Source organism: Collimonas sp. GW821-FHT07E08 (assembly GCF_059418905.1).
Genome location: NZ_JBWKQR010000006.1, coordinates 34,367 through 59,504, shown reverse-complemented (window position 1 = coordinate 59,504; position 25,138 = coordinate 34,367). Strand labels below are relative to the sequence as shown.

The following is a 25,138-nucleotide window of genomic DNA, read 5'->3' as shown; positions in this document are numbered from 1 at the left end:
AGGGCTCGAACCGTAAAACACTTGCGGGTATTAGATCTTGCCGACCAGGTCCAGCGATGGCGTCAAGGTTGCTTCGCCTTCTTTCCACTTGGCTGGGCAAACTTCACCTGGGTGCGATGCGACGTATTGCGCTGCCTTGACCTTGCGCAGCAGTTCAGAAGCGTCGCGGCCGATGCCGTTGTCGTGGATTTCGTACAGCTTGATCAGGCCTTCCGGGTTGATCACGAAAGTGCCGCGCAGCGCCAGGCCTTCTTCTTCGATCAGCACTTCAAAGTTGCGCGACAGGGTTGCAGTCGGGTCGCCAACCAGCGGGTAGTTCACTTTCTTGATGGCGTCCGATGTGTCGTGCCATGCCTTGTGGGCGAAATGGGTGTCGGTCGACACGCCGTAGATTTCCACGCCAAGTTTCTGGAATTCGGCGTAGTTGTCGGCCAGGTCTTCCAGTTCTGTCGGGCAGACGAAAGTGAAGTCAGCCGGGTAGAACACGAATACCGACCACTTACCCTTCAGGGTTTCCTGGGTGACGGGCACGAACTTGCCGTTATGGAGAGCAGTTGCAGAGAATGGCTTAACTTGGGTGTTGATCAAAGACATAGTGTTTTCCTTACTAAGGCTGGGGTTGAAGAATTCTAGGTAGCAACGATAAACCAGGTTGGTTCATTTGTATAATTGATTTAATTTTGTGTTTCGATTCAAAATAACTATCGACAACGAGTGAAATCCTCCTTTGAATACGGTTTTGCCTTGGTACAAAACATGCTTTCCAGGCAATCAATAGAAAACGGGCCCAGAACTGAATGGACGTTTAATCGGGCAATTAGTTTAAGCAAACTGTCTCGATCCGTCATGCCGCGATTCGTGCCGCGATTCATGCCGAAATAACGGTTGTAGAACAAAACCCTGCCGGCGCGCAAGGCGCCGGCGCATGTAACGTAATGTAATGATCAGGAAATATTTCCAAAATATAATTTCCGCCCGGAACGCCCCAAAAGCGCGTAACAGTGGCGCCAGCTTCTTATCAAGACAAGCCCCGACAATATTTCCGAAAGTTCCCATGCATAAAAAGATGTGCCTGACCGCCCTCGCCGCCTTGGCAGTTTCCGCCTGCGGCAGCAATGGCAGCAGCAACCTCGGCGTCAATAGTCCCGACAGTGCGATTCCCGAGGGAACGGTACTCAAGCTCGGACTACTGGAGACTACCGACATTCACCAGAACGTGCTGAGCTACGACTATTACGGCTTGAAAGCCGACACCAGCCTCGGCCTTGAACGCACTGCAACCCTGATCAAGGGCGCGCGCCAGGAAAATCCCAACAACCTGCTGCTGGACGACGGCGATGTCATCCAGGGCACGCTGCTCGGCGATTACCAGGCGGTTGCCGCGCCGGTGACCTGCAGCGGCACGCTGGCGGTGCACAAGGTGATGAACGCCCTGAAGTACGACGGCGCCGGCATGGGCAACCACGAATTCAACTACGGCCTGGATTTCCTGAGCCAGATCACCAATACCGACTTCGGCGTGCCGGGCGTGCAAAAAGGCAGCAGCTGCGGCGCCCCCAACTTCCCGCTGGTGCTGTCCAACGTGGTCGGGGTATCGTCCGGCAAGCCGATCTTCAATCCCTATGCCCTGATCGCCAAGCAGTTCACCGCTACCAAGCCTGACGGCGGCAGCATGAACGTGACGCTGAACGTCGGCATCATCAGCTTCGTGCCGCCGCAGATCATGGACTGGGACCAGAAAAACCTGGCCGGCAAGGTAATGGTCAACGGCGTGCAGGAATCGGCGCTCAAATATGTGCCGGAAATGCGCAGCAAGGGCGCCGACCTGGTGGTCGCCCTGTCGCACGGCGGGCTGGATGCTTCGCCTTACAGCCCGAAGATGGAAAACGGCAGCCTGTACCTGGCCAGCACCGGCATCGACGCCTTGATGCTGGGCCATGCCCACCTGATCTTCCCGCAGGCGCGCGAAGCCGGCGCGCCGGCCATCGATGCTTCGCTGGCAGCCCTGCCGAGCACCCTGGTGGATACCAGCAAAGGCTTGGTCAACGGCATTCCGGCAGTGATGGCGCAAAGCTGGGGGCGGCGCCTGGGCATCATCAAGATGGTGCTGACATACCAGGGCGGCAAATGGGTGGTGCAGAAAGACCAGACCAGCGTCGAAGCGCGCGGCTTCAAATATGCAGACGGCAAGACCATCATCGACGCCGATCCTTCGATTGCGCCGCTGGTCGCCACTGAACACCAGGCTACCCTGTCTTATGCCACGCAGCCGCTGGGCACCACCACCGATTTCGAGATGTCTGCCTACTTTTCGCTGGTGGGCGATGTCAGCGCGATCCAGATCGTCAACCAGGCGCAGATCGACTATGTGAAAACCTTCCTCGCCAGCTCTACCGATCCGGTGCTGGCGAGCTACAAGTCGATCCCGGTGATTTCCTGCAGCGCGCCGTTCAAGGCCGGCCGCAACGGTCCGACCGACTTTACCGACGTCGCTCCGGGCGCGTCTCCGGCCGCGCCGTTCGGCCTGCAGGTACGCAATCCGGGCGATCTGTACTTGTACGGCAACAACAACCCGCAGGCGGTGAAGATCAAGGGCTCCGATCTGAAAAACTGGCTGGAAGCCGCGGCCAGGCAGTTCGCCACGATCAATCCGGCCAGCGCCGGCGAGCAAGACCTGGTGCCGTCCTACTCGACGATTTTCAACTACGACGTGTTCTATGCCGAAAACAACGCGATGCAGTACCAGATCGACGTCACCAAACCGGCCGGCAGCCGCATCGTCAACCTGACATACGCCGGCAAGGCAGTCGCCGATGCCGACGATTTCATCGTCGCCACCAATGACTACCGCGCGGGCGGCGGCGGCAACGTGCCGGGCATAGACGGCAGCAAGACCATCATCAAATCGCCGGACGCCAACCAGGCGGTGGTCAGCGCGTACCTGAAAAAACAGGGCAAGGTCACCAATGCGGCAAACGGCAGCGGACAAAGCTGGAGTTTCGTCAAGGTGAGCACGCAAGGCCCGGTATTCCTGCGTTCCGCGCCGGGCAAGCTGGCGGTGGCGCAAGCGCTGGGCTTGGGCCGGGTAACGGCGGAAGGCGCGCTGGACGCCAGCGGTTTTGCCAAATACGCCATCGATCTGAGCAAATGACGGCAATCAAAAAACCGCTGGCGATAACGCTCTTGCTGCTGGCTGCGTCGCTGGGCGCATGTACCGGCGAGGTAGTGCCGGACAATGCACGGATCGAATCGGTCGGCATGCTTGCCCTGCACGGCCGCCAGCCCGGCGCGATTGCCCAGTTGCAGGCTTGGGCCGCGGCTGGCCGTCCGGTGGCGCAGCGCGAACTGGCGCTGGCGCTGGCGTCGATTCCCGACCAGTCCGCGCAAGCGGGCGCATGGCTGCAGAAAGCGGCGGCCGCCGGCGACCAGGAAGCCCGGTTCCAGCTGGCCCAGGCTTTTTATCAAGGCAGCCTGGGACTCAAGCTTGACCAGGCCCAAGCCTGGAGCTGGTATGAGCGTGCCGCTGCATCGGGCAATGCAAAAGCCAGTTTCATGCTGGCCCGCATGGCGAAATACGGCGAGGGCGTGCCGCGCAACCTGCAACTTTCGGCTACATGGCTGCTGGAAGCCAGCAAGCAGGGCAACGCGCAAGCGATGTTCCTGCTGTCGAACGCCTATGCCGCGGGCGAAGGCGTAGAGCAGAATCCGCAGCTGGCCCGCGTATGGCTGGAACGCTCGGCCGAGGGCGATTTCCCGGTGGCGATACAGGCCCTGGCCATGAGCCTGGAGGGCGGCGGCCAGGACGGCGAGCGCGATCCTGTGCGGGCGCGCCACCTGATCAAGGAAGCCACCGACGAGCGCAGCATGCGCTGGAATAACTACCAGTAACCGCTGCAGGCCGGGCGCTCCAGGACGCCCGGATTGCCCCCGTCCCTATCCTCATATCCGGCAGAGTAGAATGAGCCAGGAACCTGTGTGCCGATCCGGCGTCATATGCCGGTTGCCGGCCTTGCGCCGACAGCGTACACACTTGACCCGGATTTTTCATGAGGAATGTTCATGCTCTTGTCACCACGACGGATTTTCGTTGCCGCCCTTTTCCTCACCGCCACACAGATCGCCTTTGCGCAAACGCCGAAAACCGTCTTCCTTGAAGAGCTGACCTGGACCGAGCTGCGCAGCCAGGTCCAGGCCGGCAAGACCACCATCCTGATTCCCATCGGCGCGACCGAGCAAAGCGGCCCCGATGTCGCGCTCGGCAAACACAATGTGCGGGTGAAGATCCTGTCGCAGCGGATCGCGGAAGGACTGGGCAATGCACTGGTGGCGCCGGTGATCGCTTACGTACCGGAAGGCAATTTTGCGCCGCCGACATCGCACATGCGCTTTCCCGGCACCATCACGATCCCGGACGACGTCTTCCAGAAGACCCTGGAATCGGCCGCCAACAGCTTCAAGGTCCACGGTTTCAAGAACATCGTGTTCCTGGGCGACCACGGCGGCTACCAGAACGATATCAAGAAAGCCGTGGCGCAGCTGAACAAGAGCTGGGCCGGTTCGCCGGCCCGCGCCATCCTGCCGCCGGAATATTACGCCGCCAGCTCGGACGGCTATGCCGAGATACTGCGCAAGCGGGGTTATCGCGACGATGAAATCGGCACCCACGCCGGACTGGCCGACACCTCGCTGCAGCTGGCCGTGGCGCCGCAGATGGTGCGCCAAGACAGCCTGCGCAGCGGTCCCAAGCTCGGCCTGGCCGACGGCGTGTACGGCGGCGATCCGCGCCGCTCCAGCGCTGAAATCGGCCAGCTCGGCATCGACAACATCGTGACGCAGACCGTCAAGGCGCTCAAGGCCGAGACGGCTGCGCGCTAAACCATCGCTTCAATCACCGACATTACTTTGCTGCTTATTTAATCAAGGAACCATCATGCAATTTCGTTCTTGCCGTCTGTCGCGCCTCGCAATCTCTGTCAGCGGTGCCCTGGCCATGCTGTCCCTCGCCGCCGGCGCCTCCGCCGCGCCCGCCATCGCCACCGTGGCCGGCATGCCGCCCGTGGTCAATCCCGCCAACCTGTACAGCGAAGCCGGCGCCGGCCGCCTCAGTCCAGTAGTAGCTGACGCGCTGCCGCGCATTTATGTGCCTAACCTGCGTTCCAACGATGTCTACGTGATCGATCCGGCGACCTTCAAGGTGGTCGAGAAATTCCGCGTCGGCTACAGCCCGCAGCATGTGGTGCCGGCCTGGGACCTGAAGACCCTGTGGGTAGCGAACAATGCCGAAGGCCGGCCCGACGGCAGCCTGACGCCGATCGATCCCAAGACTGCGAAGCCGGGCAAGGAAGTGGCGGTGGACGATCCCTACAATATGTATTTCACGCCCGACGGCAAGGAAGCCATCGTGGTGGTGGAAGCCCATGCCCAGCTCGATTTCCGCGATCCGCATACGATGGCGCTGAAGTCGAGCCTGCCGGTGCCGGAATGCAAGGGCATCAACCACGCCGATTTTTCGATCGACGGCAAATACGCCCTGTTCACCTGCGAGTTCGGCGGCAAGCTGGCGAAGATCGACATGGTCAACCGCAAGGTGCTCGGCTACCTGCTGCTGGACAAGAAAGGCATGCCGCAGGACATCCGCATTTCACCGGACGGCAAGGCGTTTTTTGTGGCCGACATGATGGCTGACGGCGTTTATGTGATCGACGGCGACAGTTTCACCAAGACCGGTTTCATCAAGACCGGCACCGGCACCCATGGCCTGTACCCGAGCCGCGACGGCAGCAAGCTGTACGTCTCCAACCGCGGCTCGAACAAGGTCCACGGCGGCCGCCGCGGCAAGGGCAGCATTTCGGTGATCGACTTCGCCACGCGCCAGGTGGTGGCGAACTGGCCGATCCCGGGCGGCGGCAGCCCTGACATGGGCAATGTCAGCGCGGACGGCAAGATGCTATGGCTGTCCGGCCGTTTCGACGATGTCGTGTACGCCATCGACACCACCAGCGGCGCGGTCAAGTCGATCCCGGTCGGCATGGAGCCGCACGGCCTCACCGTCTGGCCGCAGCCGGGCCGTTATTCGCTGGGCCACACCGGCAACATGCGCTGATTTTTCTCGACCGCTGCCTGGACTCTTGGTCCGGGCAGCCGGCGCATACTTACGCCTGACACTTATTTTCCGCCGATCATGCAAGCCACAGAATCCTTTGAAGTCCCCTACGAAAATTTCTTGCTGAAAGGCGATTTCCATCCTGCCGCTTCCTCTTGCCATGCCTTGATACTGCACGGCGCCGGCGCCAGTTCGCGCGCCACCGCCAGCCGCTCGGGTTTGCGGCCGGCGCTGCAGGCGCGCGGCGTGGCCAGCACCTCGTTCGATTGCATCGGCCATGGCGATACCGGCGGCTTGCTGGAAAATTCTTCACTGGCCAGCCGCACTCGCCAGGCCGAAGCGGTGATTGCGGCCCGCAAGCTGGCGCAGCCGCTGGTGATATTCGGCAGCAGCATGGGCGCTTACAACGCCATCAAGCTGACGCAAACGCAGCAAGTCGCCGCCTTGGTCCTGATCGTGCCCGGGGTGTATGAACCCGCCGCCTACGCGCTGCCGTTCGGCCCGCGGTTCTCGGCGATCATCCGGCGCCATCGCAGCTGGGCCGACAGCGACGCCTGGGCGATCCTGGCAGAATTCACCGGCAACCTGCTGATTATCGCGGCCGAGCACGACGCCGTGATTCCCCTGGAAATACCGGAACGGCTGCTGCAGTCGGCGCAAAAAGCCCGTTCGCGCCAGTTGCGGGTAGTGGCCGGGACCGACCACCAATGCCTGTTTCCGCTGTTGAGCCAAGAACGCCCGGACGAGTTTGACGAACTGATGCGGCTGATTGTCGATTGCGCCCGGGGTTCCTAGTGCGCGTGTTCGGGGCGCAAAAATGCCGATCCCGGATTTCCTCTATGATTCCAGTGCAGCGGCAAGTGTGCATTGCGTAACTTACGGAGAGAATTCCATGAAAATCGATCTAAGCGACAAACATGCAGTAGTGAGCGGCTCGACTGCCGGCATCGGCCTGGCGATTGCGCTCGGCCTGGCGCAGGCGGGGGCGACGGTGGTAGTGAACGGCCGTACCCAGGAACGGGTCGACCAGGCTCTGGAGCAGATCCGCGGCAAAGTTCCTGCCGCCCGCCTGCAAGGCATTGCCGCCGACCTCGGCACCGCGGACGGCGCCGCCCTGCTGTTCAAGCAAGTGCTGGAAACCGACATCCTGATCAACAACCTGGGCATCTTCGAAGCCAAGCCTTTCTTCGATATTACCGATGACGAATGGCAGCGTTTCTTCGACGTCAATGTGATGAGCGCGGTGCGCCTGTCGCGCCACTACGCGCCGGGCATGGTCAAGCGCGGCTGGGGCCGGGTGCAGTTCCTGTCGAGCGAATCGGGTTTGCAGATTCCCAAGGAAATGGTTCATTACGGCATGACCAAGACGGCCTTGCTGGCAGTTTCGCGCGGCTTGGCCGAAACCTTGGCCGGCAGCGGCGTCACCGTCAACGCGGTGTTGCCGGGGCCGACCCGCTCCGAAGGCGTAGGCGATTTCTTTGCCTCGATGGCGCGCGACCAGGGTATCGCGAGTGAAGCGCTGGAACGCAACTTCCTGAAAGAACACCGCCCCAGCTCGCTGATCCAGCGCCTCGCCACGGTGGAGGAAGTCGCCAACATGGTGGTCTATCTCGCTTCGGTACAGGCTTCGGCTACCACCGGCGCCGCCTTGCGTGTGGATGGCGGCGTGGTGCGTTCGATTTCCTGATTTGCCTGGGCTCTAGCAGCCTGTCGGACTTAGGATGATCGGCTGCAAAAATACCTGGACGGACCATATTTCACCGGCTTCTTGGTCAATAGCTAGGCTATTGACACTGCGAATCCGGCAAAATCTGTCCTCGCCCAGCTATTTTTTCGCTTCGATCCCCTAAGTCCGACAGGCTGCTAGGCAGCAGCTTCCGCCGCCAGCGCCGATTTCACCGTAGCGCGGGAGCCGATGTTTTCCATATAACGGGCGATGGCCGGCCACTCGGCCAGGTCGATCGAAAACAATGCCGTCCAGCGCAGCACCGTGAACAGGTAAGCATCGGCCACGCCGAACTGCGCGCCGAGCAGGTAGTCGTGCTGCTCCAGGGGCGATGCGACCTGGTCCAGGCGCCGCCGCAGCTTGTCCTTGAAGACGGCCTTGGCGCTATCCGGGAGCGTCGCGTTGAACAGCGGGCTCAGTCCCGCATGGATTTCGCTGGTGATGAAATTCAGCGATTCCTGCAGGCGCACCCGCTGCCAGCTGCCGTTGGCCGGCGCCAGTTTTGCCTCCGGCCTGAGATCGGCGAGATACTGCACGATTGCCGGCCCCTCCGTCAGCACTTCGCCGTTTTCCAGCTGCAGCGCCGCCACGTAGCCCTTCGGATTGACGGCCAGGAAATCCTGGCCGTCGGCGGTGCGCTTGGTCTTGTTGTCGACCTTCACCAGTTCAAACGGCAAGCCCAGTTCGCGCAGCACGATGTGCGGCGACAGCGAACAAGTCTCGGGGGCAAAATACAGTTTCATCATCCGCTTCTCCTGTGGAATCGCAGCGATACGCTGCAGCGCAGGAGAGTATGGTGATGGCGGTTACTATTGTAAAGAAGGGAGATTTTTGTTATATAGGTACATAAATTATACTTAGGTGGCTTCATGAAAACGAATGTCTCGGGCTGCTCGGTGGAAGAAGCCATGCTGCTGCTGGGCGGACGCTGGCGCATGCTGCTGGTGTCTTACCTGCTGGATGGCCCCAAGCGCTTCAACGACTTGCGGCGCGACGTGCCGAACATTTCCCAGCGCATGCTGACGCTCGATCTGCGCGCCCTGGAAGCGGCGGGACTGGTGCAGCGTACGGTTTACGCCGAAGTGCCGGTGAAAGTGGAGTACTGCCTTACCGCCGACGGCCAGCGCTTGCGCAAGGTGGTGGAGGTGTTGAAGGAGTTCGGGCTGTGGCTGAAACAGGAGCAGCAGCAAAACCCGGATCAGGCTAAGCTGGCGCCCTGACCGGAACATTTCACTGCACGGCAGGTCTGTTAGAGCTACCATTCACCCCTTGAGACGACGATGCGCTTACTGTTTTCCCTGATGACAATCCTGCTGCTGGCAGCCTGCGGCCATGTCACATCGCCTTCCGGCGACAGCGGCACCACCATCACCCCCTACGGCGTGATCGATGCCGGCGTCACGCGCAGCAATCGTTAACTAATCCGAACGGAGTATGCAATTGAAGCAACACATTAACGCCAGCCTGGCCGAAGCGCAGCAAGCGCTGGAAGCCTTGCTCGCCAACGACACGGCGCTGCAATCGATCGAACGGGCGGCTGCGCTGCTGATCGATGTGTTTGAACGCAAGGGCCGCGTGTATTCGTGCGGCAATGGCGGTTCGATGTGCGACGCCATGCACTTCGCCGAAGAACTGACCGGCCGCTACCGGCTGGACCGGGCGGCGCTGGGCGCTACCGCGATCAGCGACGCCGGCCACCTGACCTGCGTCGGCAACGACCATGGTTATGAACAGGTGTTTTCGCGCTATATCGAAGGACACGGCCGCGCCGGCGATTGCCTGGTCGCGCTGAGCACCAGCGGCACCAGCAAGAACATCATCCGCGCGGCGCAAACCGCGCGCGGCCTCGGCATGCACGTGATTATCCTGTCCGGCAAGCAGGCCGAGCTGCTGTCGTCGTTGAGCGACGTCTATATCTGCACGCCGGGCGGCACGTTTGCCGATCGCGTGCAGGAATTGCACATCAAGGTGCTGCACATCCTGATCGAACTGATCGAACGTCATTTTTTCCCAAAGAACTACGCCGGCAAGGCTTGATGCCTGTCGCGCCGCGCTCAGTACGTGAGCGCGCGGCCGGCCGTCTCCCTGCGCGCATCAAGCCAGCGGTTCGGCGCCCGGCACAGCGGCAGCGCTGAGTACTGCATCGCGCTTGTCCAGCAAGTGCTGGCGCAATATCGCCGCCAGCCGTTTGCCGTCGCGCGCTTCCAGCGCTTTCACCATTTCGTCGTGGTCATGCGCGGCGCTATCCCACTTGGTCGGCTGGAAATTCGATTTGAAGCGCAGCGCTTTCAGGCGCCGGTTCAAGCCCAGGTAAGTCTGGCGCAGCACTGAATTGCGGGCGGCGTCGTTGATCTTGTCGTGTATCGCCTGGTTGCGGCTGTAGTAGCCGGGCAAGTCGTTCTGCGCCTTGCACGCCAGCATCGCATAGTGCAGGGCCTTGATCTCGGCCAGTTCGACCGGCGTGATGCGCTCGCACGCCAGCTCGCCCGACATCGCTTCCAGGCCGCTCATCAGTTCGAAGGTTTCCCAGATTTCCGTTTCCGACATCTTGGAGACCGACGCGCCCCGGTTCGGCGATATCTCTATCAAGCCTTCGGCCGCCAGCACCTTCAGCGCTTCGCGCAATGGGGTGCGCGAAATGCCCAGCGTTTCGCACAATTCCCGTTCATTGAGTTTGGTCCCTGGCGCCAGCACTGCTTCGACGATCAGGTTGCGCAAATGGTCAACCACCGTGTCATGCAGGCGCTGACGCTCCAGTTTGGGCACCAGGGGAGCGGTTTTTTCTTCTTGTCCGATTGTCGCATTTTGCATTCAAAATCCTTTTTCCACGCATTTGTCCGTATTTTAACATCAAATACCAGGCGCAAGAATCGTTGGCTGTGGTTATCCGAAGTGAATGTAAAAAAGAATAAATCAGCTAAAAATCACTATATTTCATTGATTATTAAAGGTTTACAGCGGTTTTAAGCCGATGCCGCCAGTCAGGTATTGTGAAAAATCCCTTTACGGCTGAAATGTGGGCTGATAAAGTATTTTGAATGCAAAATACAATTCGTTCAAAGGAGGCATACATGTTGACACTAGATTTCCACCCGGCCGGCCGTCATTTCCTGCAGATCCCAGGCCCCAGCCCGGTACCTGACCGGATCCTGCGCGCCATGAGTTATCCCACCATCGACCATCGCGGCCCGGAATTCGGCGCGCTGGGCCTGCAGGTGCTGGCAGGCATCAAGAAAATCTTCAAGACCGTGCAGCCGGTAGTGATCTATCCGGCTTCCGGCACCGGCGCCTGGGAAGCGGCGCTGACCAATACTCTGAGCCCGGGCGATGCGGTGCTGATGTACGAAACCGGGCATTTCGCCACGCTCTGGAAAAAAATGGCGGAAGCCCTGGGGTTGAAACCGGAGTTCCTCGGCTTGCCCGGCATCGAAGGCTGGCGCCAAGGGGTGCAGGCCGACCGCATCGAACAGCGCTTGCGCCAGGATCGCGAACACCAGGTCAAGGCGGTGTGCGTGGTCCACAATGAGACTTCGACCGGCGTCACTTCGGATATCGCCGCCGTACGAAGGGCGATAGACGCCGCCGGCCATCCGGCCTTGCTGATCGTCGATACGATTTCCGGCCTGGCCTCGGCGGATTACCGCCATGACGAATGGGGTGTCGACGTCACCGTGTCCGGATCGCAAAAGGGTTTGATGCTGCCGCCCGGCATCAGCTTCAACGCGGTATCGCAGAAAGCCATCGCGGCCAGCAAGAACGCCAGGTTGCCAAAAGCATTCTGGGACTGGACCGACATCATCGAGATGAACCAGGCCGGCTACTGGCCCTACACGCCCAACACCAACCTGCTGTACGGATTGTCGGAAGCGCTCGACATGATCCTGGGCGAAGGCCTGGAGCAGGTGTTCCAGCGCCACCAGCGGCTGGCAAGCGCCTGCCGCGCCGCGGTGCGCGCCTGGGGCCTGGAAATCCAGTGCGCCGATCCGGCGCTGTACTCGCCGGTGCTGACCGGCGTCATGACGCCGCCAGGTTTTGACGCCGATGCGATCCGCAAGACCATCTATGAAAACTTCAACATGTCGCTCGGCACCGGCCTCGGGAAAATGAAGGGCGGCATGTTCCGCATCGGCCACCTGGGCGAAGCCAACGACCTGACGCTGATGGCGACCCTGGCCGGCTGCGAAATGGGTCTGAAGCTGGCCGGTGTGCCTTTGGCCGGCAGCGGCGTGGTGGCGGCGATGGAAAACCTGGCGGCGCAGAAGAGCAAACCGGTATTGAAGGCGGCGTAGAGAGCGAAACAGCGAAAACAGCTCCGGCACCGTCCCGCAGAGGACGGGGGAGCAAGGATAAAGATGTCCCGCGGCGCTTGCCGACCACCATGATATTGGAGACAACAATGAAACACCTGCGTTTGCGCGCGACCACGGTCGTGCTCATCATGTTATGCCTGATGTATTTCATTACCTACCTGGATCGCGTCAACGTCAGCACCGCCGCGGCCGGCTTTGCAAAAGAATTCGATCTGTCGAAAACGCAGATCGGCCTGGTGTTCTCGGCCTTCGCCTATCCCTACCTGGTGTTCCAGATCATCGGCGGCTGGGTCAGCGACAAGTTCGGCGCCAAACGCACGCTGATCTATTGCGGCATCTTGTGGGGCATCGCCACCATCCTGACCGGTTTTGCCGGCGGCCTGTTTTCGCTGCTGCTGGCGCGCCTGCTGCTCGGGCTGGGCGAGGGCGCCACCTTTCCGGCTGCCACCAGCGCCATGTCGCGCTGGGTAGCCAAGGAAAACCGCGGGTTTGCGCAGGGCGTCACGCATGCCTTCGCCCGTATCGGCAATGCAGTCGCGCCGGCGCTGGTGGTGTTCATCATGGCGACCCACGGCTGGCGCGAATCGTTTTATATCTGCGGGGTGATCAGCCTGGTCTGGGTACTGGTGTGGGCATTCGTGTTTACCGAACATCCGGAGAAACATCCGCGCATCACCCAGGAAGAGCTGGCGATTCTGCCGGCAGTCAAGAAAAACACGCCGAAGATTCCATGGGGGCCGCTGTTCAAGCGCATGCTGCCGGTGACCATCGTGTACTTCTGCTATGGCTGGACGCTGTGGCTGTTCCTGAGCTGGATCCCGCAATATTTCCTGCACAGCTACGACCTGGACATCAAGAAATCCGCCCTGTTCGCTTCCAGCGTGTTCTTCGCCGGCGTGGTCGGCGATACGCTGGGCGGCATCGTCAGCGACAAGATACTGAAACGCACCGGCAACCTGAAGCGGGCGCGCAGCCAGATGGTGTCGGTCTGCATGCTGCTGACATTGCTGTCGCTGCTGCCGCTGCTGGTTACGCACAATGTCTACGTATCGATACTTTGCCTGAGCGCCGGTTTCTTTTTCGCCGAAATGACGATCGGCCCGATGTGGGCGATCCCGATGGATATCGCTCCGCAATATTCCGGCACTGCCAGCGGCATGATGAATACCGGTTCGGCGCTGGCGGCGATCATCTCGCCGGTGCTGTCCGGCTACCTGATCGACCGCTTCGGCAGCTGGGAACTGCCGTTCGTCGGCAGCATGATCCTGATGGGATTCGGCGTGCTGCTGGCGTTCCGCATGCAGCCCGACAGCAAGTTCGAGCACAGCGCGGCCGACGGCGCGGCCAATCCGGTGAAGGCCGGCGCCTAGAAGCGCCTGCCGATTCGGCCATGCAGACACGGTTACAACCAGGAGTTTTATGAATTCTTCGCAATCTTCGCAATCTCCACAGCAGCGGCTGGCGCATCTGCTGGGCACGGCATACGGCAATCATGCGACAGTCGAATGCATCCCGCAGGAACTGGAGCCGGCCAGCGCCGACGATGCTTACCTGGTGCAGCAAGCGTTCCTGCAGCAGAGGCAGGAACGGATCGGCGGCTGGAAGATAGGCGCAAAATCCGAGCAGGGGCCGATACAAGGTGCGCCTTTGCCGGCTGGGCGCATCTATCCCGCCACAACGGTCATCGAGCGCGCTGCTTATCCGGTGCTGGGCATCGAGCTGGAAATCATGTTTTGTTTCGACATCGATTTCCAGCCCGGCGCGGCGCCGATGCCGGAACAGGAGGTAATGCGCCACATCGGCGGCATGGCGGCGTCGATCGAGATCGTTTCCAGCCGCCTCGCCGGCTGGCCGGAAGTGCCCAAGCTGAACCAGCTGGCAGACCTGCAAAACCACGGCGCCCTGGTCAGCGGCGAGTTCATCGCCTATGACGCCGCTTTTCCTTTCCTGAAGCCGGAGGCGCACCTGACCTTGAACGGCAAGGACATATTCAAGGGCAGCGCCGGCAATCCCGCCGGCGATCCGCGGCGCCTGCTGGGCTGGCTGGTGAACCATTGCAGCACGCGCGGCATAACCCTGCCTGCCGGCACGGTAGTCACAACCGGGTCCTATACCGGCATCCACTTCCCGGATGAAGCGGGGCTGGTGATCGGCCAGGTTGCGGGTTTGCCGCCGATTCATTTCGAGCTGGCTTAAGCCGGGCATCAGCAATTTTTCAAGTTTTTGACAGGACTCCATCATGTTGGTCAAGCCTATCCACCTGGTCCCCTACAGTCCATCGCCGGCGACGCCGCTGGCCGCGCAGTTGCGGCGCGAACTGAAAGGCGAAGTACTGTTCGGCCGGGCTGACCGCGGCCGCTATGCCACCGATGCTTCGATCTACCAGATCATGCCGCTTGGGGTGGCGGTGCCGCGCGACCAGGACGACCTGCTGCTGGCGCTGGACATCGCCCGCAGCCACCAGGTCCCGGTGCTGGCGCGCGGCGCCGGCACCAGCCAGTGCGGCCAGACTGTGGGCGAGGCGCTGGTGATCGACAACAGCAAATGGCTGAACCAGGTCATCGATTTCGATCCCGCGGCGCGCACCGTGACGGTGGAGCCCGGCATGGTCCTCGACCATCTCAACGCCTGGCTCAAGCCGCACGGCCTGTGGTTTCCGGTGGACGTCTCAACCGCGGCCCAGTGCACGATCGGCGGCATGGCCGGCAATAATTCCTGCGGCTCGCGGTCGATCGAGTACGGCAACATGGTGCACAACGTGGCCGCCATCGATGCGGTGCTGGCTGACGGCACGCAAGGGCGCTTTCAACGGCTGGACCGCATGGAGCAGGGCGGCCGCATCGGCGGCATCGCCGCCGGACTGCAGCGTATTGCCCAACGCGAACGAGCCGAGATCACGGAACGCGTACCCAAGGTGCTGCGGCGGGTCGGCGGCTACAACATCGATATCTTCGATTGCCAGAATCCGCGCGCTTACACCGACGACGGCATCGCCAACCTGGCGCATATCCTGGTCGGCTCCGAAGGGACGCTGGCCTACAGCCGGCAGCTCACCCTGTCGCTGGCGCTGCTGCCGGCGCACAAGGTCTTGGGCGTGGTCAATTTCCCGACCTTCTACCAGGCGATGGACATGACGCAGCACATCGTCAAGCTTGGCCCGACCGCGGTCGAGCTGGTCGACCGCACCATGATCGACCTGTCCATGAGCAATCCGGCATTCAAGCCGGTCATCGAAAAAGCCCTGGCAGGGCAGCCGCAAGCGATTTTGCTGGTCGAGTTCGCCGGAAACGATCACGCCGCGCTGCTGAACAAGCTGGCCAGCCTGGACCAATTGATGGCCGACCTCGGGTTGCCCGGTTCCGTGGTGCAAATGCGCGGCGCGGCCGACCAGAAAGCATTGTGGGACGTGCGCAAGGCCGGCCTGAACATCATGATGAGCATGAAGGGCGACGGCAAGCCGGTCTCCTTCATCGAAGATTGCGCCGTACCGCTGGAACACCTGGCCGAATACACCAGCCAGCTGACCGAAGTGTTCCATAAATACGGCACCGAAGGCACCTGGTACGCGCACGCCAGCGTCGGCACCCTGCATGTCAGGCCGATACTCGACATGCGCCGCGGCGGCGCCAATGACATGCGCGAAATTGCCGAAGCTGCCTCGGCGCTGGTGCGCAGATACAAAGGCGCTTATTCGGGCGAACACGGCGACGGCCTGTGCCGCGGCGAATGGGTGGCTTGGCAATATGGCCCGAAAATCAATGCCGCCTTCACCGAAATCAAGGAGCTGTTCGATCCGCAAAATCGCTTCAACCCGGACAAGATCGTGCGTCCGCCCAAGATGGACGATGCAAGCAATTTCCGGTTTGCCCCAGGCTATAGCGAGCTGCCGCATCGTCCTTTGCTGGACTGGTCGTCCTGGAACGTCAGGCGCAATCCGCTGACCGGCGAAGAAACCGCGCCCGGCAGCGGCGGCGACAAGAGCGGCGGCCTGGCCAAGCTGGTCGAGATGTGCAACAACAACGGCCATTGCCGCAAATTCGACGCCGGCACCATGTGCCCCAGCTATCGCATTACTAAAGATGAAAAGCACGTCACGCGCGGCCGCGCAAATACCCTGCGCCTGGCGCTGTCGGGCCAGCTCGGCAGCGAAGGCCTGGCCAGCACCGAGGTCAAGGAAGTGCTGGACCTGTGCGTATCGTGCAAAGGCTGCAAGCGCGACTGCCCGACCGGCGTCGACATGGCCAAGATCAAGATTGAAGCGCGCGCGGCGTGGGCCGGCAAGCATGGCCTCAGCTTGCGCGACAGGCTGGTGGGATTTGTGCCGAAGTATGCGCCTTACGCCAGCGCTATCGGCGGCCTGATAGCCTGGGCCGACGGCATTCCTGTGCTGTCCGGCTGGCTGAAAAAACAGATCGGCCTGGCGCCGCAACGGTCTTTCCCGCGCTTCAAGAATGCTTTCCTGAACGATGCCAGGTCGGCTGGAGAGGGTGAACGGGAAGTCTTGCTGTTCGTCGATACCTTCAACAATTACATGGAACCCGAAAACGCCCATGCGGCGCAAGCGGTGCTGGAAGCCGCCGGGTACAAGGTGCATTTCAATGCGGTGGCAGGCCAGAAACCCTTGTGTTGCGGCCGTACCTATCTGTCCGCCGGCCTGGTCGAACAGGCAAAGGCGGAAGCACGCAGGACGCTGGATGTATTGATACCCTTCGTTGAGCGCGGGATTGCCATTGTCGGGCTGGAGCCATCCTGCCTGCTGTCCTTGCGCGACGAGTTTCTCGATTATGGTTATGGCGCAGAGGCAAAGAAGCTGGCGGCGTCGGCCTATCTTTTTGAGGAATTCCTGGTGAAAGAAAAAAAGGCCGGCCGTTTCCACCTGGACCTGAAGCCGCTGCCCGGCAACAAAGTCCTGGTGCACGGGCATTGCCATCAAAAAGCCTTCGACGCTTTTCGTCCGGTGCACGCGGTATTGCAATGGATCCCGCACATTGAACTGGACTCGGTGGAATCTTCCTGCTGCGGCATGGCCGGCAGTTTCGGCTATGAAGCCGAGCACTACGATGCGTCGATCGCCATGGCCGAGCTGGCGCTGTTGCCGGCTGTACGCAAGGCTGGTAAAGACAGTATCGTCGTCGCCGACGGCACCAGCTGCCGGCACCAGATCCACGATGGGGCCGGTACGGTTGCGCTGCATGTGGCGCGCGTCCTCGCCATGTCGCTGCCGGGAAATGCGGCCGCGGGTGGTTCCGGCAAATAGCGGAAACAAAAAAAAAGACCCATCCGGGTCTTTTCTTGAGCGGCATTCAGCTGGTGTTCCTGGATTTCGCGTGAACTGAGCTGGCGCTTGCGTATGGCATACAGCGATGCGCAACCGTAATAATCCTGGCTGCTTCCCGCCGGCGCCACGCGCATCTTGCTTTCGCACGTCACCCATGCCTTGCGGAGGACATCCCACCGTTTGTCGCAGACAGGCTTTTTGGTGACCACGCCGTCGGTTTCCTGCACGACAATGCGTGCTGCAGGCAGCTTATCCAGCGTCACCTCATACCAGACCTGATTGACGAGGTGCAATTGCACACGGTCGGAAATAACGCGGCGAATCTTGCCCTTTTCCTGTTCCAGAGCGAGCTCCTGCCTGTTCCTGGCCGCGCAATAGCTTGTATAAAAGCGATTGCGCAGCAGGATTCCGGTCAGCGGATGGACAAACATTTCAGCGCGGGAATCCGCCAGTCCGACATAGTGCCCGGACCAGCTGTTTTGCCGCAGCACGACCCGGCCATTGCGGCCAGTCCCTTCCCAGCGCGTCTGGATCGCTACGAAATTATCCAGGTGCTGCAGGATATGCTGCTTGACCGTGCTGCGTGCATCGATGGCCGCACGGATTTCTTTGTAGACCTTGTCCCACGGCCGGTTGACTTGCCGTTCCAGGAAACGCTTCAACGGCGCCAGGTTCTCATTGAGTCCTTTGCGATCGTCGTAACCCTTATTCATGCCGAGCCGGCTCGGGCCGTCTTCCCGATTGCGGAAAGCGCGGCCGTCGCCCTTGTATGCGTTGCTGTGGATACGGCGCGGCCGCTCCACGATCACCTTGAACATGTCGTCACGCATCGTCGCCACCGTCCTTCTTTCTTCCTGAAAGCAGCAGATTCAGGTTTTGTTTTTCGACACGGCGTATCCGGCGCGCGGGATTGTGCGCGGCATGCGCCCCTGCTTTCCTTGCCCTGGCCGGCGCAACCAGCGGATTGCGCGGTTTCGGCAGCTTGATCGTCATTTTCATATTCATCCTTTCACACAAATGACCTGGCGCAGCGTGTGCACCACCTCGACCAGGTCGGCCTGATGCGCCATGACCTGATCGATGTCCTTGTACGCCGCTGGAATCTCATCGACCACGCCGCCATCCTTGCGGCACTCGATGCCCAGCGTCTGGTCTGCCACGTCGAAGCGGTTGAAGCGACGCTTGGCCTCGGTCCGGCTCATGCGCCGTCCTGCGCCGTGGGAACAGGAGCAGAACGATGCCGGATTGCCCTTGCCGCGCACGATGTAGCTCTTGGCTCCCATGCTCCCGGGGATGATGCCAAGCTCGCCTTCGCGCGCTGAAATCGCACCCTTGCGTGTGATGAACAAGCGTTCATTGCCGTGGATTTCACGGGCTACGTAGTTGTGATGGCAATTGATCGCCTCCCCGTCCAGCTTGAAAGGCGGCAATTGCTGTACCAGTACATCCACCGCACGGCGCATCATTTCGCGCCGGTTGATCAATGCATAATCCTGCGCCCATTCCACCGCTTCCACGTAGTCATCGAACAGCACCGACCCCTCGCTGAAGTACGACAGATCCTTGTCCGGCAGATGAAGCTTGTTGCGCTCCATGTCTTTCTTCGCAGCGGAGATGAAATAACGTCCGATTACGTTGCCGATGCCGCGCGACCCGGAATGCAGCATGATCCAGACCCGCTGTTCTTCGTCCAGGCAAACCTCGATGAAATGATTGCCGCCGCCGAGCGTGCCAATCTGGCAGATCCAGGTCTGGGAAAACTTGTGCTGCATCTTCATGATCCCTTTGTGCCTGGCGACAATCCGGTCCAGCCGGTCGTTGAGCGGGCGCCCGACCCTGGCATGCGCCGAGCCACGCACCTTGTCCCACTCGTGCTGCTCAAAGCCGACCGGAATCGAAGCCTCGATCTCGCTGCGCATGCGCGCCAGGTTGTCCGGCAGCTGGCTGGCGGTCAAGGTGGTGCGTACCGCATTCATGCCGCAGCCGATATCGACGCCGACAGCCGCCGGGATAATGGCGGCGCGGGTAGGGATGACGCTACCGACAGTGGCGCCGATGCCGGCGTGGACGTCAGGCATCGCCGCAACGTGCGGATGCACGATGGGCAGGTTGGCGATATTGAGCAGCTGTTGCAGCGCGCTGTGGTCGATATCGTCGGTAAATATGTGCACGGGCACCAGGCCCTTGTGCAAGCTTTGTTTGATAGGCATAACGTGTTCTTTGCATGTCATGCCGGTGCTTCTGCTGCGGGCCGGCCAATGCCTGGCCCGGAAAAGCAAAAACCCCGGCGAGTTTCCTCACCGGGGTTCATGGTTGGAACGACCGGCTCGGGTCGGCAATATCGCCGAAGGCCCCGAGCAGTCATGCGCGGGGCTATTTATTGTTCAAATTGTCGATAGCCGTCCGTGGCATGGCCGTTCCTTTCCTGTAAAAAATGCGTTGGTCAAAATGCTGAGTTGCGATTCTGCGCCCGATGAAAACGCGGTGTCAAACGTTTCGTCGATACACAGCCGTGTTCTGTTGTTTTTTGTGCGAGTGCCCGCGATGGACATGGCTGCGCGCTTCAGTTCAAGTCGCGCATCCTGCTGTGCTTGGGCAGCCTGGCCGCCAGGTAGTCATGCTGGTCGGCCAGCACATTCCTGCCGCTCAGCAGATAGTGCTCGGCGCGGCATGGCACATAGGGCACGTACAGCAGCGGGCGAAAGCTTTCCAGCGGCTTGTTGCCCTTTTCCTGGTTGCAGTCCTTGCAGGCGGTGACGCAGTTCATCCAGGTGTCTTTGCCGCCGTGGGAGCGTGCATGGATATGATCGCGCGACAGTTCGTTGTGCGGAAAGCGGCCGCCGCAGTATGCGCAAGTGTAGCGGTCGCGCCTGAACAGCAAGTCGTTGTGATGGCCCAGCGGCAGTTCCATGTGCAGCATGCGCGCCATGATGGCGCTGCCGGCGATGGCGATGATAGGTTTGACGGCGATGCGCGACTGCACGCCGGCGCGGGAATAGCCGCCGCGGAAAACGATGTCGCCATCTCCCAGTTCCCAAGCCACTTTCCCGCTCGCATAATAGAGCACAGCATCTTGTGGCGAGATCCAGTCGAATGGATTGCCTGCGATATCGAGAGTCAGAATATGGGAGATCATTTTCTTCACCTTTGCTGCTGATTATAACCAGCATCTTCAGGTTACGGAAACCCCTTCGCGCCGCCGGGCCGAACCAGGAAATCCTGGTGCCTTGCGTGCATCGGTCACGCATCTGTCATTTATTTGAGCGTCCGCAAACCTAGTATTACATGCTGGCCAATTCGAATCATTGCATCAGGCAGGCACATAACAGACAATACCAGAGCTAATCACAACAAGCGAGCTAACACTATGATTATGTGGGGAATTTTGTGCGGAGCTGTGCTGGGTTGGCTATGGCCAAACGCGGGATACGGTGACTTCGGCATCTTTTTGGGCGGCGGTCTCGGTTTGCTGGCGGGATTGGGATTGCAGCATGCGATCCGCAGCGAGATGCGCAAGTCGAATGAAAAATTGCGGCTGCAGATGCTGGAACTGCTGAAGTCTCGTGGCGGCGGCACAACTGTCCCTGATTCAAAGCCGGCCGGCAAACCCGCGTTGGCAAGCGCACCTGACACTCCCGCTGCTGCGGCGGAGCCGGCTGCAACCGCTGCCCGGCCAACTGCTCCGGATGTCCCACCCGCTACGCAGCCGGCGGCGCCGCCCGCGCCCGCCCATGTTCTCCCGCCTGCTGAGCCGAACGCCGTCGAACTGGCTTTCGCCGCGGCCAAGAACTGGCTCCTTGGCGGCAACACGATTGTGCGTATCGGCCTGGTGATCCTGTTCATCGGCCTGTCTTTCCTGTCCAGCTACGCGGCGGCCGCCGGCCTGTTTCCGGTCGAGCTGCGGCTGGCGGCCGTCGCGCTTGCCGGGATTGCGCTGCTGGCGGTCGGTTTCGCCAAGCGCCAGGCCAGGCCGGCTTTTGCGCTGGCATTGCAGGGCGGCGGCGTGGCGGTGATTTATCTCACCGTGTTCGCCGCTTTCCGCCGCTTTGACCTGGTTGCGCCCTTGCCTGCTTTCGGCTTGATGATCGTGGTGTGCGCCTTGAGTTGCGCGCTGGCGCTGCTGCAGGATTCGCGCGCGCTCGCGGTGGCGGCTTTTGCCGGCGGTTTTGCGGTGCCGCTGCTGCTGTCCACCGGAGGCGGCAGCAGCGTCGCCCTGTTCAGCTATTACACGGTGCTTAACCTGGCGATCCTGTTCATCGCTTACAAACGTTCCTGGCGCGTGCTGAACATGGTGGGTTTTGCCGCGACCTTCGGCGTGGCTACGTTGTGGGGCGTGCTCAAGTACGAGCCGGCGCATTACATGAGTTCGCAGCTGTTCCTGATCGTATTCGTACTGATTTATGTGACGGCGGCGATCCTGTATGCGCGCAACACACCGACCCGGCTTGGCAACGCGGTCGACAGCACGCTGATGTTCGGCACCGCGCTGGTCGGTTTTGGCTTGCAGGCCGGCCTGGCCGACCAGTTCAAGTTCGGCGGCGCCTTTTCGGCGCTGGGATTTGCCGCCTTGTACCTGGTGCTGGCAGCGGTGCTGATGCGCCGCGGGCGGGATAGCTATCGCCTGATGACCGAATCGATGATCGCCATCGGCCTCGGTTTTGTAACCCTGGCGGTGCCGCTGGCGCTGGACATGCGCTGGACATCGGCAGTGTGGGCGCTCGAAGGCGCAGGCGCGTTCTGGGTCGGCATGCGGCAGGCGCGCTGGATGCCGCGCGCGTTCGGGCTGTTGCTGCAAGTGGTGGCGGCCGGCGCTTTCCTGGCGGGGATCGACGACAATGTGTCGGCGTGGCCGCTGGCCAATCCGATGTTCATGGGCGCCATGTTTATCGCCTTGCCGGCATTCGCCATCGCCTGGTGGCTGCGTGGCGTTCTGCCCCACAGCGATTCGCGCTGGGCCAGGGAATTCGCCAAGGCCGAAGCCATGCTGTCGCAGCCGGTCTACCTGTTTGGTTTCGTGTTCTGGTGCCTGGCGTGGATAGTCGAGATAAGCCGCGAGCTGCCCGGCAACGAAACCGGCATGCCAAGCGCGCCCGTTTTCAGCGACGGCACCCAGCAGTTGCTGACGGTGCTGGCGCTGGTCGCGAGCGCATGGTTGTCGCTGCTGCTGGCGCGCAAGAGCAGCTGGACGGTGGCCGCCTGGCCCAGCCGTTTCACCTTGCTGCCGCTGGCGCTCGGGTTTATCGCGCAGGAGCTGTCCGGGGAGCGTGTCCTGTACACACCGGCCTGGATCATCTGGCTGCTGGCCCTTGGCTTGCATTACTGGATGCTCTACAAGAACGACACGCAAACCCAAAGCAATATCGCTGCCCTCAAGCTGAATCGCGCAACGCATGTCGGCAGCGTCTGGCTGCTCACGCTGTTGCTGGCCGACTGCCTGTGGTTCGGCATCGAGCGCGGCAATTTGTGGCAGAGTTCCTGGGCTAGCGTGGTGCTGCTGGTCAGCGCGATTGCGGTATTGCTGTGCTTGTCGGTGTGGGCCGGCAGGGCCAACCGCATTGCGCTGCTGCCGGCGTTCAAGTGGCCGCTCGGTACGCATGCTGTCGCTTATTACTGGTATGCGGCATTGCCGCTGACAGTGCTGGTGTTTTTCGGCGCGCTGCTGATGGCGCTGCTGTCGTCGGGACATACAGCGCCGCTGCCGTATGTTCCGCTGCTTAATCCTACCGACCTGGCGCTGGCCCTGGCGCTCGGCGCGCTGGTATTCTGGCGCCGCGCGATCGTCGCGGCCCAGCCCTTGCCTGCCGGCGCCGGCTGGGTGCCGCGCAAACAGACGCTGCTGGCGCTGGCCGCACTGGCGTTTGTCTTGCTCAATACCGTCTGGCTGCGCACCGTGCATCATTTCTTCGGCGTGAGATGGGACAGCGCGGCGCTGTTTGACAGTTTTGTGGTGCAGACCGGCTACGCTATCTTGTGGACGCTGCTGGCGCTAGGCCTGATGCTGCTGGCGCACCGGCGCGTGCAGCGCGGTTTGTGGCTGGCCGGCGCTGCATTGCTGGGCCTGGTGGTGGTCAAGCTGCTGCTGGTCGACTTGTCGAATGCGGGTGGCGCGGAACGCATCGTCACCTTTATCGCGGTGGGTGCGCTGATGCTGGTGGTCGGTTATTTTGCGCCGTTGCCGCCGAAAGCCGCAGCGGCGGATGCCGGTACTGTGAAGGAAGCGTAGAGATGAAATATTTCCCGATGCACGCTGCTGCGTGCCTGGTTGTCATGACGGCAGCCGGCGCCGCCTGGCCCGCGTCCGACCCGAATGACGCGCAGTCGTATGCACTGCGCCTGCCGCTTGCCTTTACCGCGGATGCGCCGCTGCAGCGGCTGGTCCTGCCGGCGCAGGCTTTGGTGAGCTTGCAAACCGGCGGCCTGAGCGATGTGCGGATTTTCAACGCCAAGGGCCAGCCTTTGGCCATGGCCCTGTCCGACAGCGCCAGCCTGCGGCAAACCGAGAAGCGCAAGATCGAGCTGAAGTCGTCGCCCATCATGGGCAGCGCCGACCTTGCCGACATATCGGCATCCTCGCTGCGGATCGAAGAGCAGCAAGGCAAGCGCATTGTGCAAATCGACAGCAACCCGGCAGATGCCGGCGCGCCCCGCAAAAAAGTGCTGGGTGCATTGCTCGACACGCGCGCCATCGACGATCCGGTGGTGGACCTGGTGCTGGACGTGGATTTGCCCGACGCACAGCCGGTGACCTTCGACCTGCAAGCCAGTAAAGACCTCAGATACTGGCGTCCACTGGCGCAGACCGTGCTGTACCGCGCCGAAGCGGGGGCCAGCGGGCTGGGCAGCGACCATGTCGAACTGCCTGCCGCCGATCTCAAGGACCAGTACCTGCGCGTCGCCTGGACCGACGCCGCGGGACGGACCGCGCCGGTAACCATGCGCAGCGCGACATTGACTACCGCCCGTGGCGTCACCAGCAGCGCCCGGGTCACGGCCGCGCTGGCCCAGCCGGTGCTGGACAACCCCTATACGCTGCGGTTTTCGCTGCCTTTCGCGACGCCGGTGGCGGCGTTGAAAATCAGGCCGGCGGGCGACAATGTGTTGCTGCCGGTGCGGGTGCTGGGCCGCCAGGAGGCCGGTCAGCCATGGACCTTGATGACGGCCAGCGTCATTTATAAATTGCAGACCGGCGGCAAGCTGCAAACCAGCGCAGCCATCGAACTGCCGCCGACCGCATACCGCGAAATCAAGATCGAAGCAGACAAGAAAACACAGGGATTCTCGGCGCCGCCGGAGATCAGCCTGGAATTCGAACCGATGCAGATCGTGGCGCTGGTCAATGGCCCGGCGCCGTTCACCCTGGCGGCCGGCCTTGCCAACGCCAGCAGTCCTTATCTGCCGATGCAAAGCCTGATGCCAGGTTACCGTCCGGCGCAAGAGAACAGCTTGCCGCTGGCGAAAGTGGAGGGCGCGGCGACGCTGGTGGCCGCACCCGCCGGGCGCGATGGCACGCCGACGCGCAACATCATCCTGTGGGCGGTATTGCTGCTGGCGGCTTCGGCCTTGGGCGCGATGGCCTGGGTCCTGCTCAAGCAAAACGCCAATCCGCCTCGGCAATGAATGTGCAGTTTGTTGTTTTTGGGAAACAGAATTGCCTAAAATTTATTGGTATTCTAGAAAGTAAGTTATTGTGTTATCCGACTGTTATTGGTGATTTTAGTAAC

Annotated in this window: 21 protein-coding genes; 15 read left to right on the top strand and 6 right to left on the bottom strand. The window is 61.4% G+C overall.

Annotated elements, in window-relative coordinates:
• Positions 1-30: 30 nt before the first annotated feature.
• Positions 31-594 carry an alkyl hydroperoxide reductase subunit C gene (ahpC, locus tag AC07RZ_RS09320; RefSeq protein ID WP_144740899.1) on the bottom strand — a complete coding sequence of 188 codons (564 nt, stop codon included), beginning with the start codon at positions 592-594 and terminating at the stop codon, positions 31-33.
• Between the two features lie 460 nt (positions 595-1,054).
• On the opposite strand from ahpC, the gene AC07RZ_RS09315 reads away from it, so the two are divergent.
• The 6 genes from AC07RZ_RS09315 to AC07RZ_RS09290 all read left to right on the top strand — a co-directional run bounded on the left by AC07RZ_RS09315 (position 1,055) and on the right by AC07RZ_RS09290 (position 7,790).
• Complete coding sequence (locus tag AC07RZ_RS09315) at positions 1,055-3,151, top strand: bifunctional 2',3'-cyclic-nucleotide 2'-phosphodiesterase/3'-nucleotidase (protein ID WP_494667745.1); 2,097 nt, start codon at positions 1,055-1,057, stop codon at positions 3,149-3,151.
• Positions 3,148-3,888, top strand: a complete 741-nt coding sequence (locus AC07RZ_RS09310; protein WP_494667744.1) for a tetratricopeptide repeat protein — start codon at positions 3,148-3,150, stop codon at positions 3,886-3,888. Before AC07RZ_RS09315 ends, AC07RZ_RS09310 begins: the two co-directional genes overlap by 4 nt.
• A gap of 171 nt (positions 3,889-4,059) precedes the next feature.
• Positions 4,060-4,875 (top strand): creatininase family protein, encoded by an 816-nt coding sequence (locus tag AC07RZ_RS09305; protein ID WP_494667743.1) that lies wholly within the window; start codon positions 4,060-4,062, stop codon positions 4,873-4,875.
• A gap of 55 nt (positions 4,876-4,930) precedes the next feature.
• Positions 4,931-6,103, top strand: coding sequence for a YncE family protein (locus tag AC07RZ_RS09300; RefSeq protein WP_494667742.1), 1,173 nt, complete (start codon positions 4,931-4,933; stop codon positions 6,101-6,103).
• Between the two features lie 78 nt (positions 6,104-6,181).
• Positions 6,182-6,898 (top strand): alpha/beta fold hydrolase, encoded by a 717-nt coding sequence (locus tag AC07RZ_RS09295; RefSeq protein ID WP_494667741.1) that lies wholly within the window; start codon positions 6,182-6,184, stop codon positions 6,896-6,898.
• Between the two features lie 97 nt (positions 6,899-6,995).
• Complete coding sequence (locus AC07RZ_RS09290) at positions 6,996-7,790, top strand: SDR family NAD(P)-dependent oxidoreductase (protein ID WP_494667740.1); 795 nt, start codon at positions 6,996-6,998, stop codon at positions 7,788-7,790.
• Positions 7,791-7,966: 176 nt separating this feature from the next.
• On the opposite strand, the gene gstA is transcribed toward AC07RZ_RS09290, so the two are convergent.
• Entirely contained in the window at positions 7,967-8,572 is a 606-nt protein-coding gene (gene gstA, locus AC07RZ_RS09285) for a glutathione transferase GstA (RefSeq protein ID WP_494667868.1), read from the bottom strand.
• A 126-nt stretch (positions 8,573-8,698) separates the two neighbouring features.
• Between gstA and AC07RZ_RS09280 the strand changes: the two genes are divergently transcribed.
• Genes AC07RZ_RS09280 through AC07RZ_RS09270 form a run of 3 tightly spaced genes read left to right on the top strand, consistent with a single transcriptional unit; the run spans position 8,699 to position 9,866 of the window.
• Positions 8,699-9,049: a winged helix-turn-helix transcriptional regulator gene (locus AC07RZ_RS09280; RefSeq protein ID WP_144740917.1), complete on the top strand. Its 351-nt coding sequence runs from the start codon at positions 8,699-8,701 to the stop codon at positions 9,047-9,049.
• A gap of 60 nt (positions 9,050-9,109) precedes the next feature.
• Positions 9,110-9,247, top strand: coding sequence for a hypothetical protein (locus AC07RZ_RS09275; RefSeq protein WP_186450608.1), 138 nt, complete (start codon positions 9,110-9,112; stop codon positions 9,245-9,247).
• A 16-nt stretch (positions 9,248-9,263) separates the two neighbouring features.
• Positions 9,264-9,866: an SIS domain-containing protein gene (locus tag AC07RZ_RS09270; RefSeq protein ID WP_494667739.1), complete on the top strand. Its 603-nt coding sequence runs from the start codon at positions 9,264-9,266 to the stop codon at positions 9,864-9,866.
• A gap of 57 nt (positions 9,867-9,923) precedes the next feature.
• On the opposite strand, the gene AC07RZ_RS09265 is transcribed toward AC07RZ_RS09270, so the two are convergent.
• Positions 9,924-10,640, bottom strand: coding sequence for a GntR family transcriptional regulator (locus tag AC07RZ_RS09265; RefSeq protein ID WP_494667738.1), 717 nt, complete (start codon positions 10,638-10,640; stop codon positions 9,924-9,926).
• A 260-nt stretch (positions 10,641-10,900) separates the two neighbouring features.
• On the opposite strand from AC07RZ_RS09265, the gene AC07RZ_RS09260 reads away from it, so the two are divergent.
• From AC07RZ_RS09260 to AC07RZ_RS09245, 4 genes are all read left to right on the top strand, one after another.
• Positions 10,901-12,118: a pyridoxal-phosphate-dependent aminotransferase family protein gene (locus AC07RZ_RS09260; protein ID WP_494667737.1), complete on the top strand. Its 1,218-nt coding sequence runs from the start codon at positions 10,901-10,903 to the stop codon at positions 12,116-12,118.
• A gap of 107 nt (positions 12,119-12,225) precedes the next feature.
• Complete coding sequence (locus tag AC07RZ_RS09255) at positions 12,226-13,509, top strand: MFS transporter (protein WP_494667736.1); 1,284 nt, start codon at positions 12,226-12,228, stop codon at positions 13,507-13,509.
• A gap of 49 nt (positions 13,510-13,558) precedes the next feature.
• Positions 13,559-14,335, top strand: coding sequence for a 2-keto-4-pentenoate hydratase (locus tag AC07RZ_RS09250; RefSeq protein WP_494667735.1), 777 nt, complete (start codon positions 13,559-13,561; stop codon positions 14,333-14,335).
• A 43-nt stretch (positions 14,336-14,378) separates the two neighbouring features.
• Positions 14,379-17,396 carry an FAD-binding and (Fe-S)-binding domain-containing protein gene (locus tag AC07RZ_RS09245; protein WP_494667734.1) on the top strand — a complete coding sequence of 1,006 codons (3,018 nt, stop codon included), beginning with the start codon at positions 14,379-14,381 and terminating at the stop codon, positions 17,394-17,396.
• Positions 17,397-18,239: 843 nt separating this feature from the next.
• Here AC07RZ_RS09245 and AC07RZ_RS09240 read toward each other — a convergent pair.
• The 3 genes from AC07RZ_RS09240 to AC07RZ_RS09230 form a co-directional block, all read right to left on the bottom strand.
• Positions 18,240-18,416, bottom strand: a complete 177-nt coding sequence (locus AC07RZ_RS09240; RefSeq protein WP_494667733.1) for a hypothetical protein — start codon at positions 18,414-18,416, stop codon at positions 18,240-18,242.
• A 2-nt stretch (positions 18,417-18,418) separates the two neighbouring features.
• Positions 18,419-19,627 (bottom strand): RtcB family protein, encoded by a 1,209-nt coding sequence (locus tag AC07RZ_RS09235; RefSeq protein WP_494667732.1) that lies wholly within the window; start codon positions 19,625-19,627, stop codon positions 18,419-18,421.
• 353 nt (positions 19,628-19,980) lie between these two features.
• A complete protein-coding gene (locus AC07RZ_RS09230; protein ID WP_175500942.1) occupies positions 19,981-20,553 on the bottom strand; it encodes an HNH endonuclease in 573 nt (190 codons plus the stop codon).
• 312 nt (positions 20,554-20,865) lie between these two features.
• Here AC07RZ_RS09230 and AC07RZ_RS09225 point away from each other — a divergent pair, with 312 nt between their 5' ends.
• Both AC07RZ_RS09225 and AC07RZ_RS09220 read left to right on the top strand, forming a co-directional pair.
• On the top strand, positions 20,866-23,640 hold the full coding sequence (locus tag AC07RZ_RS09225; RefSeq protein WP_494667731.1) for a DUF2339 domain-containing protein: 2,775 nt from the start codon (positions 20,866-20,868) through the stop codon (positions 23,638-23,640).
• 2 nt (positions 23,641-23,642) lie between these two features.
• Entirely contained in the window at positions 23,643-25,034 is a 1,392-nt protein-coding gene (locus AC07RZ_RS09220; protein ID WP_494667730.1) for a DUF3999 domain-containing protein, read from the top strand.
• The last annotated feature ends 104 nt before the right edge of the window (positions 25,035-25,138 follow it).